The organism is Ideonella sp. (assembly GCF_044358605.1).
Classification (GTDB): domain Bacteria; phylum Pseudomonadota; class Gammaproteobacteria; order Burkholderiales; family Burkholderiaceae_C; genus Ideonella.
Genome location: NZ_JBIKNQ010000006.1, coordinates 23050 through 39625 on the forward strand (window position 1 = coordinate 23050; position 16576 = coordinate 39625).

The window sequence follows — 16576 nt, forward strand, 5'->3', positions numbered from 1 at the left end:
GATTTGGAAATGGAATGACGGTCCGCTGAGACGCCCCCCAGAAATGCAAAAAGCGCAGCGGTTGCCCGACTGCGCTTTTGATCTGAGCCTGTAGCCTTAGGGGCTACAGAGCGGCTGATCAGTAACCGCCGCGGCCACCGCCGTAGCCGCCACCACCGCCGCCGCCACCACTGCGGCCACCGCCGCCGTAGGGGCTGCGGCCACCGCCGCCAGCACCGCCGCCGCCGCCGCCACCGTAGGGGCTACGGCCACCGCCGCCGCCAGCGCCACCACCGTAGCCGCCGCCGCCACCGCTGCGACCACCGCCGCCACCGAAGCCACCCGGACGCTCTTCGCGAGGACGGGCTTCGTTCACGACAATAGCGCGGCCTTCGAGGGCCTGGCCGTTCATGCCGTTGATCGCGGTTTGTGCTTCAGCGTCCGAACCCATTTCGACGAAACCGAAGCCCTTAGAGCGGCCGGTGTCGCGATCCATCATGACCTTGGCGGACGTGACGGTACCGAATTCAGAGAAAGCTTGATGCAGAGAGTCGTCGCGCACGCTGTAAGCGAGGTTGCCGACATAGAGTTTGTTTCCCATCGGGGAAGCTCCTTTAGAACAAAAAGACCATGTGGAGCTTCAACCCAGCGTGAACCATCAAGCGAAGGCGCCGCGTCCATACACAGCAACTTGGGGACGTTTCCGACCCCGACCCATTATGAAACCAATTTCTCTTTGGAAGTAAAGTGCAAAGCAACAAAGTGTCGTTTTTATGTGGGGATAGCATCCGGCCTATGCAGACACGCATCGCTAGCCTGGTCCCCAGCCTCACCGAGTTGCTTTTTGCCTTAGGGCTTGGCCCCTGGGTGGTGGCGCGCACGGGTTTTTGCATCCACCCGGCCGCCGAGGTGAGTGCGGTCCCCAAAGTCGGCGGCACCAAAGATGTGAACCTGGCCAAACTGCGGCGCCTGGCCCCCACGCATGTGCTGGTCAATGTCGATGAAAACCGTCTGGAGACGGTCGAGGCCCTGCGCGAGTTCGTCCCCCACATCGTGGTCACCCATCCCTGTGGCCCTGAAGACAACCTGGATTTACTGGCGCAAATGGCCCAGCACTTCGGGGCTTTGGCGCCGGTGCTGCCGCGTGTGCAGGCCTTGAAGCTTGAGCTGGAGAGCGCCTTGGCCGAGGTGCGCGCAGCGACCCCTGCGCAGCCACCCAACGTGCTGTACCTGATCTGGCGCGAGCCTTGGATGACGGTGGCCCGCGACACCTACATCAGCCGCCTGTTGGCCCAGGCGGGCGGCCACACCTGGCCCGACGTCGAGGGTGGGCCGCACGGCGCAGGGCGCTACCCCGTGTTGCAGGGTGATGAGCCCTGGCTGGCCGCTGTGGACGAGGTTTGGCTCTCCAGCGAGCCCTATCAGTTCACCGAGCAACACCTGGCCCAGGCTCAAGCGCTGTGCCCGCAGGCGCGTGTGCGCTTGGTGGATGGCGAGCTGCTGAGTTGGTACGGCCCGCGCGCGGCGGCTGGCTTGCGCTATGCGGCCCAGCTTTTGGGCGGGTCGCGTCCCTTGCGTTAGTTGTTACCAGGCCCTGGCTCGCCAATCGGCAGCGCAGCAGCCAGAATGCGCGGCCATGGAGTTCATTAAGCCTCTGATTGCCCTGCTCGCCATCGTCAACCCGATTGGCGTGGTGCCCTTCTTCATTCACTTCACTCAGCACCTGAGCCGAGAGGAGCGACAGCGCACCATCCGCATCAGCTCTTTTGCGGCCTTCTTGGTCATTGCCATCAGCAGCGTGGCGGGGCTGAAGATCATTGAGTTCTTTGGCATCTCCATTGCCAGCTTTCAGGTCGGCGGGGGCCTGCTGCTGCTGATCTCGGCCTTGAACATGCTGAACGCCCAGCCCGCCGAGAGCCGGGCCAAAGATGTGGATGAAGGCCAGGCCAAAGCGGATTCGGGCTCGTCGATTGCGGTGGTGCCGCTAACCATCCCCTTGCTCACCGGCCCGGCCACCATCTCCACCATGGTCATCTATGCCGAGAAGACTCGCAGCTTCTGGGAGCATGCGGCCCTGGTGGGCTATGGCGTGGTGATTGGTGTGGCCACGTTTTTGGCTTTCTCAGCCGCAGGCCGCATTGCCAAAGTGCTGGGCCAAACCGGCATCAATGTGATGACCCGGCTGATGGGCTTGATCTTGGCGGCCATGGCGGTGGAGCTGCTGCAAGATGGCCTGCTCAAGCTCTTCCCCGTCTTGGGTTCGCACCTGGCCCGCTGAACCCATGCCCCAGGTTTTGCTGCTCGAAGACGACCCGGCCATTGCCGAGACCGTGGTCTTTGCGCTGCGCCGCGAAGGCTTTGAGGTGCAGCACCACCTGCTGGTGCGCGAGGCCCACCAGCAGGCCCAGCAGCAGCGCCCGGACGTGGCCGTGCTGGATGTGGGCCTGCCCGACGGTAACGGCATGGACCTGTGCCGCCAGTGGCGTGCCGCCGCCGACCCCCGCCTGCGCGCGCTGCCTGTGCTGATGCTGACCGCACGGGCCGAGGAGATGGACCGCGTGATTGCGCTGGAAACCGGGGCCGACGACTACCTGACCAAACCCTTCAGCCCGCGCGAGCTGGTGGCCCGCTTGCGCGCCTTGCTGCGCCGCTCTAGCTTGGCCACTGTGCCCGCGCCCGCAGCCGCCGCGCTGTTTGAGCTGGACGAAGACGGCCAGCGCATTCGCTTTGGCGGCCACACCTTGGCCCTGACGCGTATGGAGTTCCGCTTGCTGGCCACGCTGCTGAGTGCACCCGGCCGCATCCGCAGCCGCGAGTGGCTGCTCGACCAAGTCTGGGGCCTGCAAAGCGAGGCCACAGACCGCACCGTGGACACCCACGTCAAGACCTTGCGCGCCAAGCTGCGCGAGTGTCGGCCCGACCTGGAGCCCATCGCCACCCACCGTGGCCTGGGTTATGCGCTGGAGCTGCCGCCAGCCCACGGCGGCTAAGGCCACGCCATGCGCATCGGCCTGCGCCTCTTGGGCGGCTTTTTGCTGATCACGGGCTTGGCGGCCTTCTTTGTGCTGCGCGTCTTCTTAGCCGAGGTCAAACCCAGCGTGCGCGAGGTGATGGAAGACATCCTCATCGACACCGCCAACCTGCTGGCCGAAACCGTCACCGACGACTTGGCCGCCTTGCCGCCCGGCGGCACCTTGGAGGGCACGGCCTTTGCCCAGCAAGTGCACAGCTATGCCAGCCGCCCCATTGACGCCAAGATCTGGGGCCTGAACAAACGCACGCTCGACTTTCGGGTCTATGTGACCGACGCTGCGGGCCGGGTAGTGTTTGACTCTGGCCCCAAGCCCGCCGTGGGGGAGGACTATTCACGCTGGCGCGACGTGGCCCGCACCTTGCGCGGCGAGTACGGCGCCCGCGCCACCCGCGAGGTGCAAACCGATGACCGGACCTCGGTGATGTTTGTCGCCGCCCCGGTGCAGCAAGACGGACGCTTGCTTGGGGTGGTGACGGTGGGCAAACCGCTGGCCACCGTCGCGCCCTTTATCGACCGCGCCGAGCGCAAAATATTTTGGGCGGGGGTTTGGCTGATGGGCTTGTCGTTGCTGGTGGGCCTGGGCGTGACCTTCTGGACCGTGGCCTCGGTGCGCCGCCTGCGCCGCTATGCCTTGGCCGTGGGCCAGCCAGAGGGCGACCTGGCCGCCGCACCCCGTCCGCCCGAGCTGCCCGGCGAGTTGGGCGAACTGGCCCAAGCCATGGACCGCATGCGCCAACGCCTGGAAGGGCGCGACCGGCTGGAACACGATGTGCGCGCCCTGACCCACGAGCTCAAAAGCCCGCTCACGGCCATTCAGGGCGCGGCTGAGTTGCTGCAAGACGATCTACCGCCGAGCGACCGTCAACGATTTACCGCACAGATTGAGGGGCAGGTGGAGCGCATGCGCGAGCTGGTGGACAAGCTCTTGGCCCTGTCCAAACTCGAAACCCTGCGCGCCCCAGCCCACCGCGACCCTATCGACCTGGTGGCCATCACCGACCGCGTGTTGGCCGAGCACGCTGCGCGCCTGAGCCAATGCGGCTTGAGTGTGCACTGGCTGGCCCGCGAGCATGCGCCCGTGATGGGCGACGCCGAAGCCTTAGGCCTGGCCCTCTCCAACGCCCTGGTCAACGCCTGCCAGCACGGCGCACAGGGCGAGCCGCGCAGTCTGGAGTTGGCCGTGCGCCGCGAGGGCCGCCAAGTGTGCTGGAGCCTGCGCGACCATGGCCCGGGCGTGCCCGACTTTGCGCTGCCGCAACTGGGCCAGCGCTTCTTTGCCACCGCCAATCCCAGCGATGGCCGCAAAGGCAGTGGCCTGGGCCTGGCCATCGTTGGTCAAGTGGTGGCCCTGCATGGCGGCACGTGGTCGGCCCAGAACGCCGAGCCGGGCTTGCGCTTGAGTATTCGCCTGCCTTCCAGCATTGGCCTGTGAGGCCCGATCAATCCCTGCCGGCCTGCTCGATAGCATCTGCCAAGCGCTGCGGGTCCGTGAAGCACAGCTCATGGCTGCCTGCACATTCGACCAGCCGAAACAGGCCTAGCTTTTCAGACAAGCGCGGGTGCCACGGTAGGCTGTGCGGCAAAGCCGTGTCTTGCTGGCAGTTGATGTAGCTCTTGCCCATGGGCATCGCCGCCAACGGCATCGACAGCTTTGCCTTGTCGGTGAAGGTCTTGTTGGGGTGCGGATTCAACAGCCCGAACGTGCTTTCTGCCAAGGCCGCATCGGCGTCGTTGATGAAGCATTCGCGCCAGATCGGGTAGGGCAGCATCACGGCGCCTTTGTTGCTGGCCGCAATGCTCTCGAACAGCGCCACGTAGTGCGGCGGCACCAAGTCGTTGAGGGACTCGCCATCCAGAGGCACGAAAGCGTTCCAGTACACCAGACGCCGAATGCGGTGGCCCACCTGATCGGCAGCGTGGCTGATCACCATGCCGCCGTAGCTGTGGCCCATCAGGCGCACGTCCTGGAGGTCGTTCTGATTGAGATAGTCCACGAGCGATGCGACCGCCTCGTCCAGCCCCATGCTGCTGCGGTCATCGCCGGGGCGGTTACCGGCCAAGGTTGGGCAATGAACGGTGTGGCCTTTGGCGCGCAAGTGCTGTGCGACGGGTTCCATCAACTCGCCGGTGTGCCAGGCGCCGTGAACCAGCACGTAGGTATCAGACATGGGGTTCTCCTAGAGTAGGTTTCAATGATGGCGGCCGACGCCGCACGTCCCCAATCTAGGCGCTGATGGGCCTGCAAAATGGTCGATTCACGCCACACAGATTGCCCAATCACGCCGCTTGAGCGAGATGCGCCGCTGCCACCTTGCTGTCACTCAAGGACAACGTGGCCCCGCTCCCGCGCCCAACGCAGCGGCGTCTTGCCCATGCAGCGCTGGAAATCTCGTGAGAAGTGCGACGCGTCGACGTAGCCGCAGCGCCGACCAATCTCCGACATCGCTAAGCCTGCCAACCTGGGCTGCGACAGCAGCGCGCACGCGTGGCCGATGCGCATCGCACGCCAACTGCCAGCCACTGTTTCACCCACATCCGTAAAGGCACGCTGCAAGGTGCGCAGTGAGACGCCTAAGTCAGAGGCCAGATCGGTGGCGCTCCAGCCCGGCTGGTCTAGACGCTCGCGCATGCTGGATACGGCGCGCTGATGCAGCGCTCGGCAGCTCCTCAGCGGGGGTTCCAGAAGGGTTGGCTCCAGGGCCGCACTCAGCATGGCACCGAAGTGCCCCTCCAACCAATCTGGCGCAGTTTGGAGCGCCAAGCCGGGTTGGCGCCCCAGTTGAACGCAGAGTGCCGACAGCATATGCCCCCAGCCCTGCTCACGGTGCGCCACCCGAGCGGCGGGGGTGTCGATGGTCCGCAGCCACTGCCCCACCCAGCTGCGTGGCATCTGTATCGACAGGCAGCTGACCGAGTTCGGGAAGTGAAGCTCATAGGGCTGCGCGGCATCGACCAACACCACATCGCCGGGCCGCAGTTGCAGCCGCTGCCCGCCCTGCTTCACCTGCCAAGGCTGTTCAGTTTGGGTAATCAAATAGAAGGGCTGGGCGCTGCTGCGAGCGATGTTGGCCGGCGTGCGGTAGACCTCTTGCGTGGAGGCGCACACCTGATTCAGGGCCAACTGCTGCAAAGGCAGGTGGGTCAGCGTGCCATCAAAGCACTCCGCTGCACGCGAGTGGCAGTCCATCTCCAAAAAAGCCTCGCAGATAGCACCCACCCAGTAGTCCAAGCGCTCGACTGGGCGCGCCTCGGCGGTGCTCCACTCGCGCGGGCCGAGGGCAGGGGTGGGGCGCACTGCAGGCATGGCGGCAATCTATCAACCCATCCTCAGGCGAGCAAGAGGACTAACGAGGTGCGCGCTAAGAGCCAAACCTGGGTGAACGCCCGCTTCACTTCACCCACGCTTCACACAGCCCATGCTGCCCTCACCCAAGGGCGTGATGCTGCAAGCCTTCTGAACAAGGGCTTGATGAGGCCATCACATGAAATTTCCTGTACTGGGCAAAGTTCTTGCCGTGGGCGCATTCGCGGTGGGGCTGACCATCGTGTTGGCGCGCATTGGCTTCTTGGTGGACGAGCGCGCCGAGCGCCAGCAAGAGGCCGAGCGCAGCGTGCAACAGTCACACGCCGGGGCGCAAACCGTGTTGGGCCCACTGCTGCAGCGCCAATGTGCCGAGGAATGGGACAGCACCGAGGGCGAGGGCAAAAGCAAAAAGAAGGTGGTCGAGAAGCGCGAGTTCCTGCTGCAATCCACCCCTGACAACTTGCGCATCACCAGCAGCCTGAACAGCGAGCCCCGCTACCGAGGCTTGTTCAAAGTTAACGGCTATGTGGGCCGCTTTGCCCTGGAGGCCGACTGGGCCAGCGCCCAGGCCATGCGCCCCGTGGCCGAGCGCGCCGATGGGCGGCTGAAATGCCAGCCCGCCGTGCTTCTGCTGGCGCTGGGCGATGTGCGCGGTGTGCGCCAAGCCAAAGCCGTGGTTCAGGGCACCGAGTTGGCGGTGCAGCCCGGCACCCAACATGCCGAATACAAACAAGGCTTTCATGTGACGCTGCCCGCGCCCTGGCCCTTGGCCGACGACAAGGCCGCTGTCACCGCCCGCATCGAGCTGGAGCTGGTGGGCACCGCCCGCTTGGCCGTGGTGCCCGCCGCCAACGCCACCACCTGGAAGCTCAGCTCCGACTGGCCGCATCCCTCCTTTGGTGGCCGCTTCTTGCCGACCCAACGCGACGTCAGCGACACCGGCTTCGAGGCGCAGTGGCAGGTCTCCTCATTGGCCTCGGCCGCACCCAAGCAAGTGTTGGACGACGCCCCTTTGTGCGATGTGAGCACCTCGCAAAGGTCAATGGATGAACTGCGTTATTCAGCGGAAGCCGCCGCGGAAGCCGTTGCTCCCAAAGGCTGCGTGGACACCCTGGCCGTCTCCTTCATCGACCCGGTCAACCCCTACATGCTCAGCGACCGCGCCACCAAGTACGGCCTGCTCTTCATTGCGCTGACCTTTGTGGCCGTGGCCCTGGTCGAGGTGCTGGGCAAGGGCCGCGTGCGCCGCGTCCACCCGGTGCAATACGCGCTGGTGGGTTTGGCCTTGACGCTGTTCTTCTTGCTCTTGCTGAGCCTCTCCGAACACTTCGCCTTCTGGATCGCCTACGCCGCCGCCAGCACCGCCTGCGTGGCCCTGCTGGGCACTTACACCGCCCACATGCTGGGCCAGCGCAAAGCCGGCCTGCTCTTCGCCAGCGCCATGGCTCTGCTTTACGGCTTGATGTACGTGCTGCTGCAACGCGAACAAACCGCGCTGGTCATCGGCTCGGTGGGTCTCTTCACCGCCGTCGCCGCCGTGATGTGGCTGACTCGCCGGGTGGATTGGTATCGCTTGTTTGAGGATGCGCGGGCTGCGCCGGAAGTCGGCAAGCCGGTGGATTGACCTGAGGGGCGCCCGATGGGCGCCCCCTGGGTTCAGGGGCCAAAGATGTAATCGTCAATGGTTGTGGTGGGTGCGCTCAACAACGTGGTCAGCAGCTTCAGCTCAGTGGCGCTGACGACGGCATTGCGATCGGTGGACTTGAAGTAGTACACCGCAGAATCACTGCCGTTGCTGACCGTGAACAGGCAGGTTTGGCCCAAGGCGTAGTTGCTTGTTGCACTGCCAATGGCGAGTGCTGCACTTTCCGCCGTGATCTCTCCCTGAATGCTCTGAGTGCAAATCACCAACTCGGCTTTGTTCGAGAAGCCGCCCGGGCCGTTGATGACGCAAGCGCCCTCCACAAGTCTGTCGCGGTCACCCACTGGAAGCCCTGCCATGTCAAATCGCAGAACGTCATCTGCGCCGTTGAAATCCCAAATCAGGTCGGCAGCATCCAGGCCATTGAAGACAAACGTGTCGCGGCCTTCCTGCCCCGACAACTCGTCTGCTCCGCGGCCACCTATCAGGGTGTCGTTACCTGTACCTCCCGCCAGTGTGTCTGCGCCAGCGCCGAGCTCTATGTAATCGTTACCGCCACGACCCTCAATGTAGTTGCTGCCCCCGGCCACCAGATTGGTGATGGAGTCGTTGTGCTCGCCCAGTGTCAGGTACAGACGCTCAATGCCAGACACGCTGTTGCCTAAGACGATCTTGACTACATTTGGATCGTTTCGCCAGACGATGCTGGTGGAGGCATTGCTCCATTCGGCCGTAAGGGTGTCGATACCGATGCCGCCGTTGATGACATCGGGGCTAGCGTCTGGCGCTGCGTAATTGCCATCAACAAACTCGTCGTTGCCCGCACCACCCAAGAGCGTGTCGGATCCGATGCCGCCATCCAGAAAGTCGTTTCCATCACCGCCAAGCAGGCTGTCGTTGCCGGCTTCCCCGGAGAGCGTATCAGCCCCTGCTCCACCGTCTATGGTGTCTTGGCCTGCGCCACTGTCGACTCGGTCATTGCCGCTGAATCCGGCGTTGGAAATCTTGTCGTTGCCTGCTCCAGTCACCAGATAGAACTGCTCAAACCCAGATAAGGTCACGCCCTCGGCCCGTAGCGTCTGGCAGGCGCTATTGATGAGGGTGATATTGTTGGTGCTGTATGCCCACAACGCACTCAAAGTGTCAAAACCTTCGCCACCGCTCAGTGTGTCGGAGCCGCTTTGAGTGGCATCCAAGGCGCCATACTGAAAATGGTCGTTTCCCGCTTCACCCGAGACCAAGTCTGAGCCCAGTCCTCCGTCGAACTGATCGTCGCCGACTCCGCCTAGCAATGTGTCATTGCCAAGGCCACCAGAAAGGGAATCATTGCCGGCGCCAGAGGCGAGGTAGTCGTTGCCACCCTCTCCATCTAGCCGATCATGGCCAGTGCTCAGCAGATTGGTCACTACATCATTGCCACTGCCAAGAAGGAGCCCCAGGCTTTCAATGCTCCTAATGTTGGTCCCCAGGAATGTGAAGGCCTGATTCGGATCGTTGCGCCAAGTGAGGGCGGCTTCAGTGGTCCGCAGGTCAACCGTCAGATGGTCTATGCCTGCCCCTCCGTCGATCAATCCTGATGTGCCCGTGGCGCTTGTTGCTTGGAAACCAAAGCTGTCGTTACCGGCGTCCCCCAGCATCTGATCGATGCCAGCCTCACCCTCCAAGTAATCGTCCCCGTCGCCGCCAATGAGGGTATCGGCGCCGCTGTCACCGCTCATCAAGTCATTGCCGCTCCCGCCCTCCAAGCGATCATCGCCGCTGCCACCATGCATGACGTCTTGTTCGGCCTCGCCGTACAGAATGTCGTTACCGTCGTCTCCATAAAGGGTATCGACGTCTTCGCCGCCATGCAAAGTGTCGTCGCCGCCCCCGCCGTACAGGCCATCCCATCCGCCCAAGCCATACAAGACGTTGTTGCTGGCGTTGCCACGGATCACGTTACTGAGGTCATTGCCGGTGCCCCGGATAGCCTCCCCTGTCAGGATCAGGTCTTCAACATGTGCGCTCAATGCCATGCTGACGCTGGCTAGCACGGTGTCGAAGCCTTCTTCGGTGGCCTCAACAACCACATCTGTGGCGTTATCGACGATGTAGACATCGTCGCCGGCCCCGCCTGCCATCGTGTCGGCGCCCTGAAGACCGTCGATCACATCCGCCGCACCGGTTCCAGTGAGGTGGTCGTTGCCGTCTGTACCCACGATGACCTGCTGCACCCCGATAGCGCTCGGGTCAGCCCAAGTGCTGGCATACAAGTCCCACTTGATGGGACTGAATGGCGCGGTCTCGGCGGCATCTGGGTCCAACTCCCAGGGGTGGCGTACACGCTGGGTGAATAGGCGTTGGCTCATGGTCTCTCCTCGCTCCGTGGCTGCTTTGAAATTTGACTGTGTTGGCCCGTTCGTGCTCGCTGGTCACCTTGCGTTGGCGCGCGTAGCATCGCTTCTTGGGGCGTGCGAATTTTCGGCGGCGAGGTCAGGCGCTGCCGGGGTTTCGTGAGAGGTACCCCCTAGATTGAACCGACCTGCCCGGCAGGCTAGCCTTAAGGGTTCACCCGGGCTGTGTCATGGGCGCGCGTCGTGCGGTGGTGCCTTGTCATGCGGCACACTGTCCCATCCCCCTAGCTGTTTTGCATCCATGAGTTCCAGAACCTACGACCACATCGTCATTGGCGGCGGCACGGCCGGTTGCTTGTTGGCCAATCGGCTGTCGGCCGACCCGGAGCGCGAGGTCTTGCTGATCGAGGCCGGTGGGCGCGATGACTATGTGTGGATCAACATCCCTGTGGGCTATCTCTATTGCATTGGCAACCCGCGCACCGACTGGCTCTACAAGACCGAGCCCGATGCGGGGCTCAATGGCCGCTCGCTGCGCTACCCGCGTGGGCGCGTGCTGGGGGGCTGCTCTAGCATCAACGGCATGATCTATATGCGCGGACAAGCGCGGGATTACGACCAATGGGCCGCGCTCACCGGGGCCGAGCATTGGCGCTGGGACCAGTGCCTGCCTTACTTCAAGCGGCACGAAGACCACTGGAAGGGCGAGAACGCTTTCCACGCAGCACCCGGGTTTGACTCCAAGGGCCTGCGTGCCGGCGGCGAGTGGCGGGTGGAAAAGCAGCGCTTGTCTTGGGAGATCTTGGACGCCTTTTCCCAGGCTGCCCAGCAGGCCGGTGTGCCCGCCACCGAAGACTTCAACCGCGGCAGCAATGAAGGCGTGGGCTACTTCGAGGTCAACCAACGCAGCGGCTTTCGCTGGAACAGCGCCAGGGCCTTCTTGCGGCCGGCCTTTCCGCGCCCTAATTTGCAGATCTGGCTGGGCGCCACCGTTCACCGCCTGCTGCTGGAGCCGGACGCGCAAGGCGCGCTGCGGGCGGTGGGCGTGGAGATCATTCCCGAGCAGGGCGGCGAGCCCGTGCAAGCCCGCTGCACCACCGAGATCGTGCTGACCGCCGGCGCCATCGGCACGCCAGCCATCTTGCAGCGTTCAGGCCTAGGCCCGGCTGAGACCCTGCAAAGCCTCGGCATTGCCGTGCAAAGAGATTTGCCGTCAGTGGGTGCTAACTTGCAAGATCACCTGCAGATCCGCTCGGTCTATCAGGTCAGTGGCGTCAAGACGCTGAACACCATGGCGCATTCGCTGTGGGGTAAGGCGATGATGGGCTTGGAGTACGTCCTCAAGCGCAGCGGCCCCTTGAGCATGGCGCCCTCGCAGTTGGGGGCCTTCACCCGCTCCTCTCCCGAGCAGGCGCACCCCAATGTGCAGTACCACGTCCAACCCCTGTCGCTGGACGCCTTTGGCGAGCCGCTGCACCGCTTCAATGCCTTCACGGCCAGCGTCTGCAACCTCAACCCCACCTCGCGCGGCCGGGTGGATATTGCTTCGGCAGACCCGAAAGCCGCGCCCGCCATCCGCCCCAACTACCTCTCCACGCCTGAAGACCGGCAAGTGGCGGCGGACTCGCTGCGCCTGACCCGCCGCATCGTCAACCAAAGCGCGCTGGCCCGCTATCAGCCCCAAGAGATCAAGCCCGGCGTGCAGTTTCAAAGCGACGAAGACTTGGCGCGTTTGGCCGGGGACATCGGCACCACCATCTTTCACCCGGTGGGCACCTGCAAGATGGGCCGCGACGACGACCCCACGGCGGTGGTCGATGCGCAGTTGCGCTTCCGGGGCGTGGCGGGCTTGCGCATTGCCGACGCCAGCGTGATGCCGCTGATCACCAGTGGAAACACCAATTCACCGGTGCTGATGTTGGCCGAGAAGGCCGCCGAGTGGATGTTGCAAACACCCGTCGCCCGGGGTTAGCACTGATGTGAGGCGCGCCCGCGCCCCCTTACAGTGCGCTCACTCTCAGCGATGCACCCTCACGGGGTGCCGCGTTGATGGGGGTCCGAGGAGACAAACTGTCGGGCCGATAACCAGAACTCATCGAGCCAGGCTGCGGCCCTCATCCGGGTCAAGGCAGTCACGACGCAACGCAAAGCAAGGGCACCAGTCACCGCTGGTGCCCTTTGTCTTTGGGGTGCTACCATCGTCGGCTTTGGCGCAAACCGTCTGGACGCAGCAATGTTGGAGTGGATCATCGTCACGGCGGCCTCCGCCCTGGCTGGCTTTGTGGATGCCATTGTGGGCGGCGGCGGGCTGGTGCTCTTGCCCGCGCTGTTTGCCACCTTTCCCACGGCGGCGCCCGCCACGCTCTCGGGCACCAACAAGGGTGCCGCCATCTGGGGCACGGCCTGGGCGGCCAGCCAATATGCCCGTCGCGTCAGCCTGCGCTGGGGGGCTTTGGCGCCTGCGGTGGCTGCCGCCCTGGTGGGCAGCTTTGCCGGGGCCTGGGTGCTCACGCTCATCAGCGCCGAGGGCCTGCGCAAGGCCTTGCCCCTGATCCTGCTGGCGATTCTGATCTACACCCTGGCCAAGAAAGAGCTAGGCCGCGAGCACGCGCCCCGCTTTGAAGGCCGCCAAGAAGCTTGGCTGGCCACTGGCATGGGCCTGAGCATTGGTTTTTACGACGGCTTCTTTGGCCCGGGCACCGGCAGCTTTTTCGTCTTCTTGTTTGTGCGCCTGCTGGGCTACGACTTTTTGCATGCCTCGGCCAGCGCCAAGCTGCTGAACATGGCCACCAATGCCGCTGCCATCGGCCTGTTTGCCTGGAAGGGCCACATCTGGTGGCACATGGCCGCCGTGCTGGCTGTGGCCAATGTGGCAGGCAGCCTGCTGGGCACGCGCCTGGCGCTCAAGCACGGGGCGGGCTTTGTGCGCGGGGTGTTCATCGTGGTGGTGGGCGCCCTCATTTGCAAGACCGGCTACGACGCCTTCTTGCGTTGAAGCCAAGCCGTGACTGCGTGTGGAACTGACAAACTCCAAGGGTAGACGCCGATGCCTGTGCCTGCGGTGAGTCGGTAGGCTCTGCGCCGTAGATTCGTTGGACCCCTAACTTCTTTGCCAAACATGAGCAGCTTCAACCCCGCCACCGATACCCAGGTCCCTGCCAGCCATTTGGCCCTGGAGCGCCTGTATCACTGGGAGCAACACTCGCCCCAGCACATTGCCTTCAGCCAACCCGTGGGTGGCGGTGTGGTGCGCGACTTCACCTGGCGTGAAGCCCTTGAAGAAACCCGCCGCATGGCCGCGTGGCTGCAAGCCCAGGGTTTTGAGCCCGGCGCCAAGGTGGCCATCTTGTCCAAGAACACTGCCTGGTGGCTGATGGCCGACTGGGCCATCTGGATGGCGGGTTATGTCTCGGTGCCGCTCTACCCCACTTTGGCGGCCGACACCATTTCGCAGATCTTGGCGCACTCCGAGTCTCGCGCCCTGTTCGTGGGCAAGCTCGACGGCTTTGCCGACATGCGCTCGGGCATCCCGCAAGGCATGCCCTGCGTGCGCATGCCCCTGAGCCCCGAAGGCGCGCCCGGCCTGCGCTGGGAAGACATTTCCGCCAGCACCGCGCCCCTGGGTGGCAACCCGGTGCGCCCGGGGGATGAGCTGTGCACCCTGATGTACACCTCGGGAACCACCGGCACCCCCAAGGGCGTGATGCACAGCTTCGGCACCTTTGCGTGGTCGGTGGCCTCGGGCCTCAAGCGCGTGCCCATGCGCCAAGACACCCGCATGCTCAGCTACCTGCCGCTCTCACACGTGGCCGAGCGCGTGCTGGTGGAGCACGGCCAGTTGGCCACCGGCATGCGGGTGTGGTTTGCCGAAAGCTTAGAGACCTTCGCGGCCGACCTGCAGCGCGCCCGCCCCACCACCTTCTTCTCGGTGCCGCGCTTGTGGGTCAAGTTCCAGCAGGGGGTGCACGCCAAGATGCCACCGGCCAAGCTCGACAAACTCCTGGGCCTGCCCCTGGTGGGTTGGCTGGTGCGCCGCAAGATCCAAAAGGCCCTGGGCTTGGATCAATGCGAATTCGCTGCTGGCGGTGCGGCCCCCATGCCGCCTGACCTGCTGCGCTGGTATGCCAAGCTGGGCCTGGAGGTGATGGAGGTCTACGGCATGACGGAAAACTGCGGCCTGAGCCAATGCACCATCCCGGGTCAGCCGCGCCCCGGCACCGTCGGCCCCAACCATGCCGGTGTGGAGACTCGCATCGACATGGCCAGCGGTGAGATCCAAATGCGCCACCCCGGCGTGATGCTGGGCTATTACAAGTCGCCAGAGCAAACCCGCGAAACCTTCACCGACGACGGCTGGCTCAAGACGGGCGACCAAGGCCAATTTGATGCCGAGGGCAACCTCAGCATCACCGGCCGTATCAAAGACTTGTTCAAGTCCAGCAAGGGCAAGTACATCGCCCCGGCGCCCATTGAAGACAAGCTCATGACCCAAGGGGCGGTGGAGGCCTGCTGCGTGGTGGGCGCCAATATGGGCCAGCCTCTGGCCTTGGCCATGCTCAACCCCGAGGCCGCGCGCAAGGCCGCCCAAGCCGAGGGCCGCGCTGAATTGGAGACCGCGATGGCGGCCTTCCTGAAGACACTCAATGCCCGCCTTGACCCGCACGAGCAACTCGACTGCGTGGTGCTGATGACCGAGCCCTGGACCGTGGCCAACGACCTCATCACCCCCACCTTCAAGGTCAAGCGCAACCAAGTCGACAAGGCCTTTGGCCACCACTACGAAGGCTGGGTGCGCTTGGGCAAGCCTGTGCTCTGGGCTTACTGAACGGCAGCGCGCCTGGCCAACGCGGGCCTTGTCAGGCCTGCTGCTGCCATTGCGCCACCACCTCCGCCGGTGCCCGGCTGCGCAGGTAGTCGGCCAGGGTGCGGCCGGTCTCGTCGGCAAAGCGGCCCTGCGGCAGGGCTTGCACCTCCACGGCCACCAGCCTGTCCAGCCTGAAGCTGCGAAAGTCCTGGCGCAGCTCGCACCAGGCCGCCAGCGTCCAGCGCCCGCCCCAATAAAAGCAGCCCAAGGGCCGCACGCTGCGCTGGCTGGCTTGGGCTTCAGCATCGCGGTACTGCAGGCTCACCCGCTGGCGCGCTTGCGTGGCCTCGCGCCACTGCTGCAAGCCTTGCTGTTGCGTTGGGTTCAGGCTGGCCGATGCCACGGGCGGCGCAAACAGCGGCAGGGCCTGGGCGGCGGCCCGCGTGCTGCTGGGCAGCACCGACATCACCCGCCCCAAGGCCAGCTCGGCCGCGCGGGCCAAGGCCGGGTCCAACCAAGGCTGGGCCAACCGCACCGAGGCCACCAAGGCCATCGCCTCTTCAGCGGTGAACAACAGTGGTGGCAAGTCAAACCCCGCACCCAGCCGATAGCCCACACCCGCCTCGCCCTCCAGCGGCACACCTTGGGCTTGCAGGTCGGCCACATCGCGGTAAATGGTGCGCTCGGACACCTCCAGCCGCTGCGCCAAAAACGCCGCCGTGGTCAGGCGCCGCCCGCGGATGATTTGGACGAGTTGGAACAGGCGGTCGGCGCGGCGCATGGGCAAGGAAGAGGGGCGTGGATAGCCGAGCGACTATTCACGGCCTGATGCTCAGTCTAGTGCGTGCAAGCCCACGCGGTTGCCATCCAGATCGGTGATGTGCGCAAAGAAGCCCATGCCCGGCGGCAAGGCTTGACGCGGCAGCGCCACCTGGCCCCCGGCGGACACGGCCCGGGCCAAGGCCGCGTCCAGCGAGGGGCTGGCGTCCAGGTACACCAGCGTGCCGCCGCTGGCCGGCGCCGGGGCCGTGGGCCCACACATCAGAGCGCCTCCCACGCCCTGCGGGTAGTCATAGGCAAACACCGCACCTTGCGATGGGCCCATGGCCTCGCGCCGCATGGCGTGGCCGGTCACGGCCTCATAAAACGCCTGGGCGCGGGCCAGGTCTTGCACGGGGATCTCGAACCAGGCAATGGCGTGGGTGGGGTGGGTCATGAGAAAGGGCTCCGGTGAATTGAACGTGAAGAAGAAAACGTCTTCACATGGTGCCCACCCTCTGCTGACACCGTGGTGTCAGTAGGGCTGACCTGCCGTGTCAGTTGCCGCGCTTCGGCTCATGCAGCCGCACAGCGGTACCTCTTCCACCTGAACCCCTTCGCGGCGCAGCAGTGGCAAGTAGCTCAAGCGCTGGTTCTGCTCGCCATGCATGAACATCTTTGGCATGGCAAAGCCAGAATCACGCGATGGCCGTCGAATCCG

The 16576-nt window shown here is 64.6% G+C and carries 15 protein-coding genes; 8 read left to right on the plus strand and 7 right to left on the minus strand.

Annotated features, from left to right (window positions below):
• Window positions 1-118: 118 nt before the first annotated feature.
• Window positions 119-580, minus strand: coding sequence for an RNA recognition motif domain-containing protein (locus ACIQ3Q_RS03490; protein WP_396267587.1), 462 nt, complete (start codon window positions 578-580; stop codon window positions 119-121).
• 194 nt (window positions 581-774) lie between these two features.
• Between ACIQ3Q_RS03490 and ACIQ3Q_RS03495 the strand changes: the two genes are divergently transcribed.
• From ACIQ3Q_RS03495 to creC, 4 genes are read left to right on the plus strand one after another with little or no spacing between them, the layout of a single operon-like run.
• The gene (locus tag ACIQ3Q_RS03495) at window positions 775-1560 is read left to right on the plus strand and encodes a helical backbone metal receptor (protein ID WP_396267588.1); all 786 of its coding nucleotides are present in this window, start codon (window positions 775-777) and stop codon (window positions 1558-1560) included.
• A gap of 55 nt (window positions 1561-1615) precedes the next feature.
• Complete coding sequence (locus ACIQ3Q_RS03500) at window positions 1616-2257, plus strand: MarC family protein (protein ID WP_396267589.1); 642 nt, start codon at window positions 1616-1618, stop codon at window positions 2255-2257.
• Window positions 2258-2261: 4 nt separating this feature from the next.
• Complete coding sequence (gene creB, locus ACIQ3Q_RS03505) at window positions 2262-2969, plus strand: two-component system response regulator CreB (protein WP_396267590.1); 708 nt, start codon at window positions 2262-2264, stop codon at window positions 2967-2969.
• A 9-nt stretch (window positions 2970-2978) separates the two neighbouring features.
• Window positions 2979-4445 carry a two-component system sensor histidine kinase CreC gene (creC, locus tag ACIQ3Q_RS03510; protein WP_396267591.1) on the plus strand — a complete coding sequence of 489 codons (1467 nt, stop codon included), beginning with the start codon at window positions 2979-2981 and terminating at the stop codon, window positions 4443-4445.
• A gap of 7 nt (window positions 4446-4452) precedes the next feature.
• Here creC and ACIQ3Q_RS03515 read toward each other — a convergent pair whose 3' ends face one another.
• A complete protein-coding gene (locus tag ACIQ3Q_RS03515; RefSeq protein ID WP_396267592.1) occupies window positions 4453-5181 on the minus strand; it encodes an alpha/beta fold hydrolase in 729 nt (242 codons plus the stop codon).
• A 149-nt stretch (window positions 5182-5330) separates the two neighbouring features.
• On the minus strand, window positions 5331-6317 hold the full coding sequence (locus ACIQ3Q_RS03520; protein ID WP_396267593.1) for a helix-turn-helix domain-containing protein: 987 nt from the start codon (window positions 6315-6317) through the stop codon (window positions 5331-5333).
• Window positions 6318-6495: 178 nt separating this feature from the next.
• On the opposite strand from ACIQ3Q_RS03520, the gene creD reads away from it, so the two are divergent.
• A complete protein-coding gene (creD, locus tag ACIQ3Q_RS03525) occupies window positions 6496-7941 on the plus strand; it encodes a cell envelope integrity protein CreD (RefSeq protein WP_396267594.1) in 1446 nt (481 codons plus the stop codon).
• A gap of 32 nt (window positions 7942-7973) precedes the next feature.
• On the opposite strand, the gene ACIQ3Q_RS03530 is transcribed toward creD, so the two are convergent.
• Window positions 7974-10307, minus strand: a complete 2334-nt coding sequence (locus ACIQ3Q_RS03530; protein WP_396267595.1) for a calcium-binding protein — start codon at window positions 10305-10307, stop codon at window positions 7974-7976.
• A 286-nt stretch (window positions 10308-10593) separates the two neighbouring features.
• Here ACIQ3Q_RS03530 and ACIQ3Q_RS03535 point away from each other — a divergent pair, with 286 nt between their 5' ends.
• The 3 genes from ACIQ3Q_RS03535 to ACIQ3Q_RS03545 all read left to right on the plus strand — a co-directional run bounded on the left by ACIQ3Q_RS03535 (window position 10594) and on the right by ACIQ3Q_RS03545 (window position 15117).
• Complete coding sequence (locus ACIQ3Q_RS03535) at window positions 10594-12264, plus strand: GMC family oxidoreductase (RefSeq protein WP_396267596.1); 1671 nt, start codon at window positions 10594-10596, stop codon at window positions 12262-12264.
• A gap of 264 nt (window positions 12265-12528) precedes the next feature.
• On the plus strand, window positions 12529-13287 hold the full coding sequence (locus tag ACIQ3Q_RS03540; RefSeq protein ID WP_396267670.1) for a sulfite exporter TauE/SafE family protein: 759 nt from the start codon (window positions 12529-12531) through the stop codon (window positions 13285-13287).
• A 123-nt stretch (window positions 13288-13410) separates the two neighbouring features.
• Window positions 13411-15117, plus strand: a complete 1707-nt coding sequence (locus tag ACIQ3Q_RS03545; RefSeq protein ID WP_396267597.1) for an AMP-binding protein — start codon at window positions 13411-13413, stop codon at window positions 15115-15117.
• Window positions 15118-15148: 31 nt separating this feature from the next.
• On the opposite strand, the gene ACIQ3Q_RS03550 is transcribed toward ACIQ3Q_RS03545, so the two are convergent.
• The 3 genes from ACIQ3Q_RS03550 to ACIQ3Q_RS03560 form a co-directional block, all read right to left on the minus strand.
• A complete protein-coding gene (locus ACIQ3Q_RS03550; protein ID WP_396267671.1) occupies window positions 15149-15877 on the minus strand; it encodes a helix-turn-helix transcriptional regulator in 729 nt (242 codons plus the stop codon).
• A 51-nt stretch (window positions 15878-15928) separates the two neighbouring features.
• A complete protein-coding gene (locus ACIQ3Q_RS03555) occupies window positions 15929-16312 on the minus strand; it encodes a VOC family protein (protein WP_396267598.1) in 384 nt (127 codons plus the stop codon).
• 78 nt (window positions 16313-16390) lie between these two features.
• Window positions 16391-16540 carry a hypothetical protein gene (locus ACIQ3Q_RS03560; RefSeq protein ID WP_396267599.1) on the minus strand — a complete coding sequence of 50 codons (150 nt, stop codon included), beginning with the start codon at window positions 16538-16540 and terminating at the stop codon, window positions 16391-16393.
• Window positions 16541-16576 lie beyond the last annotated feature (36 nt).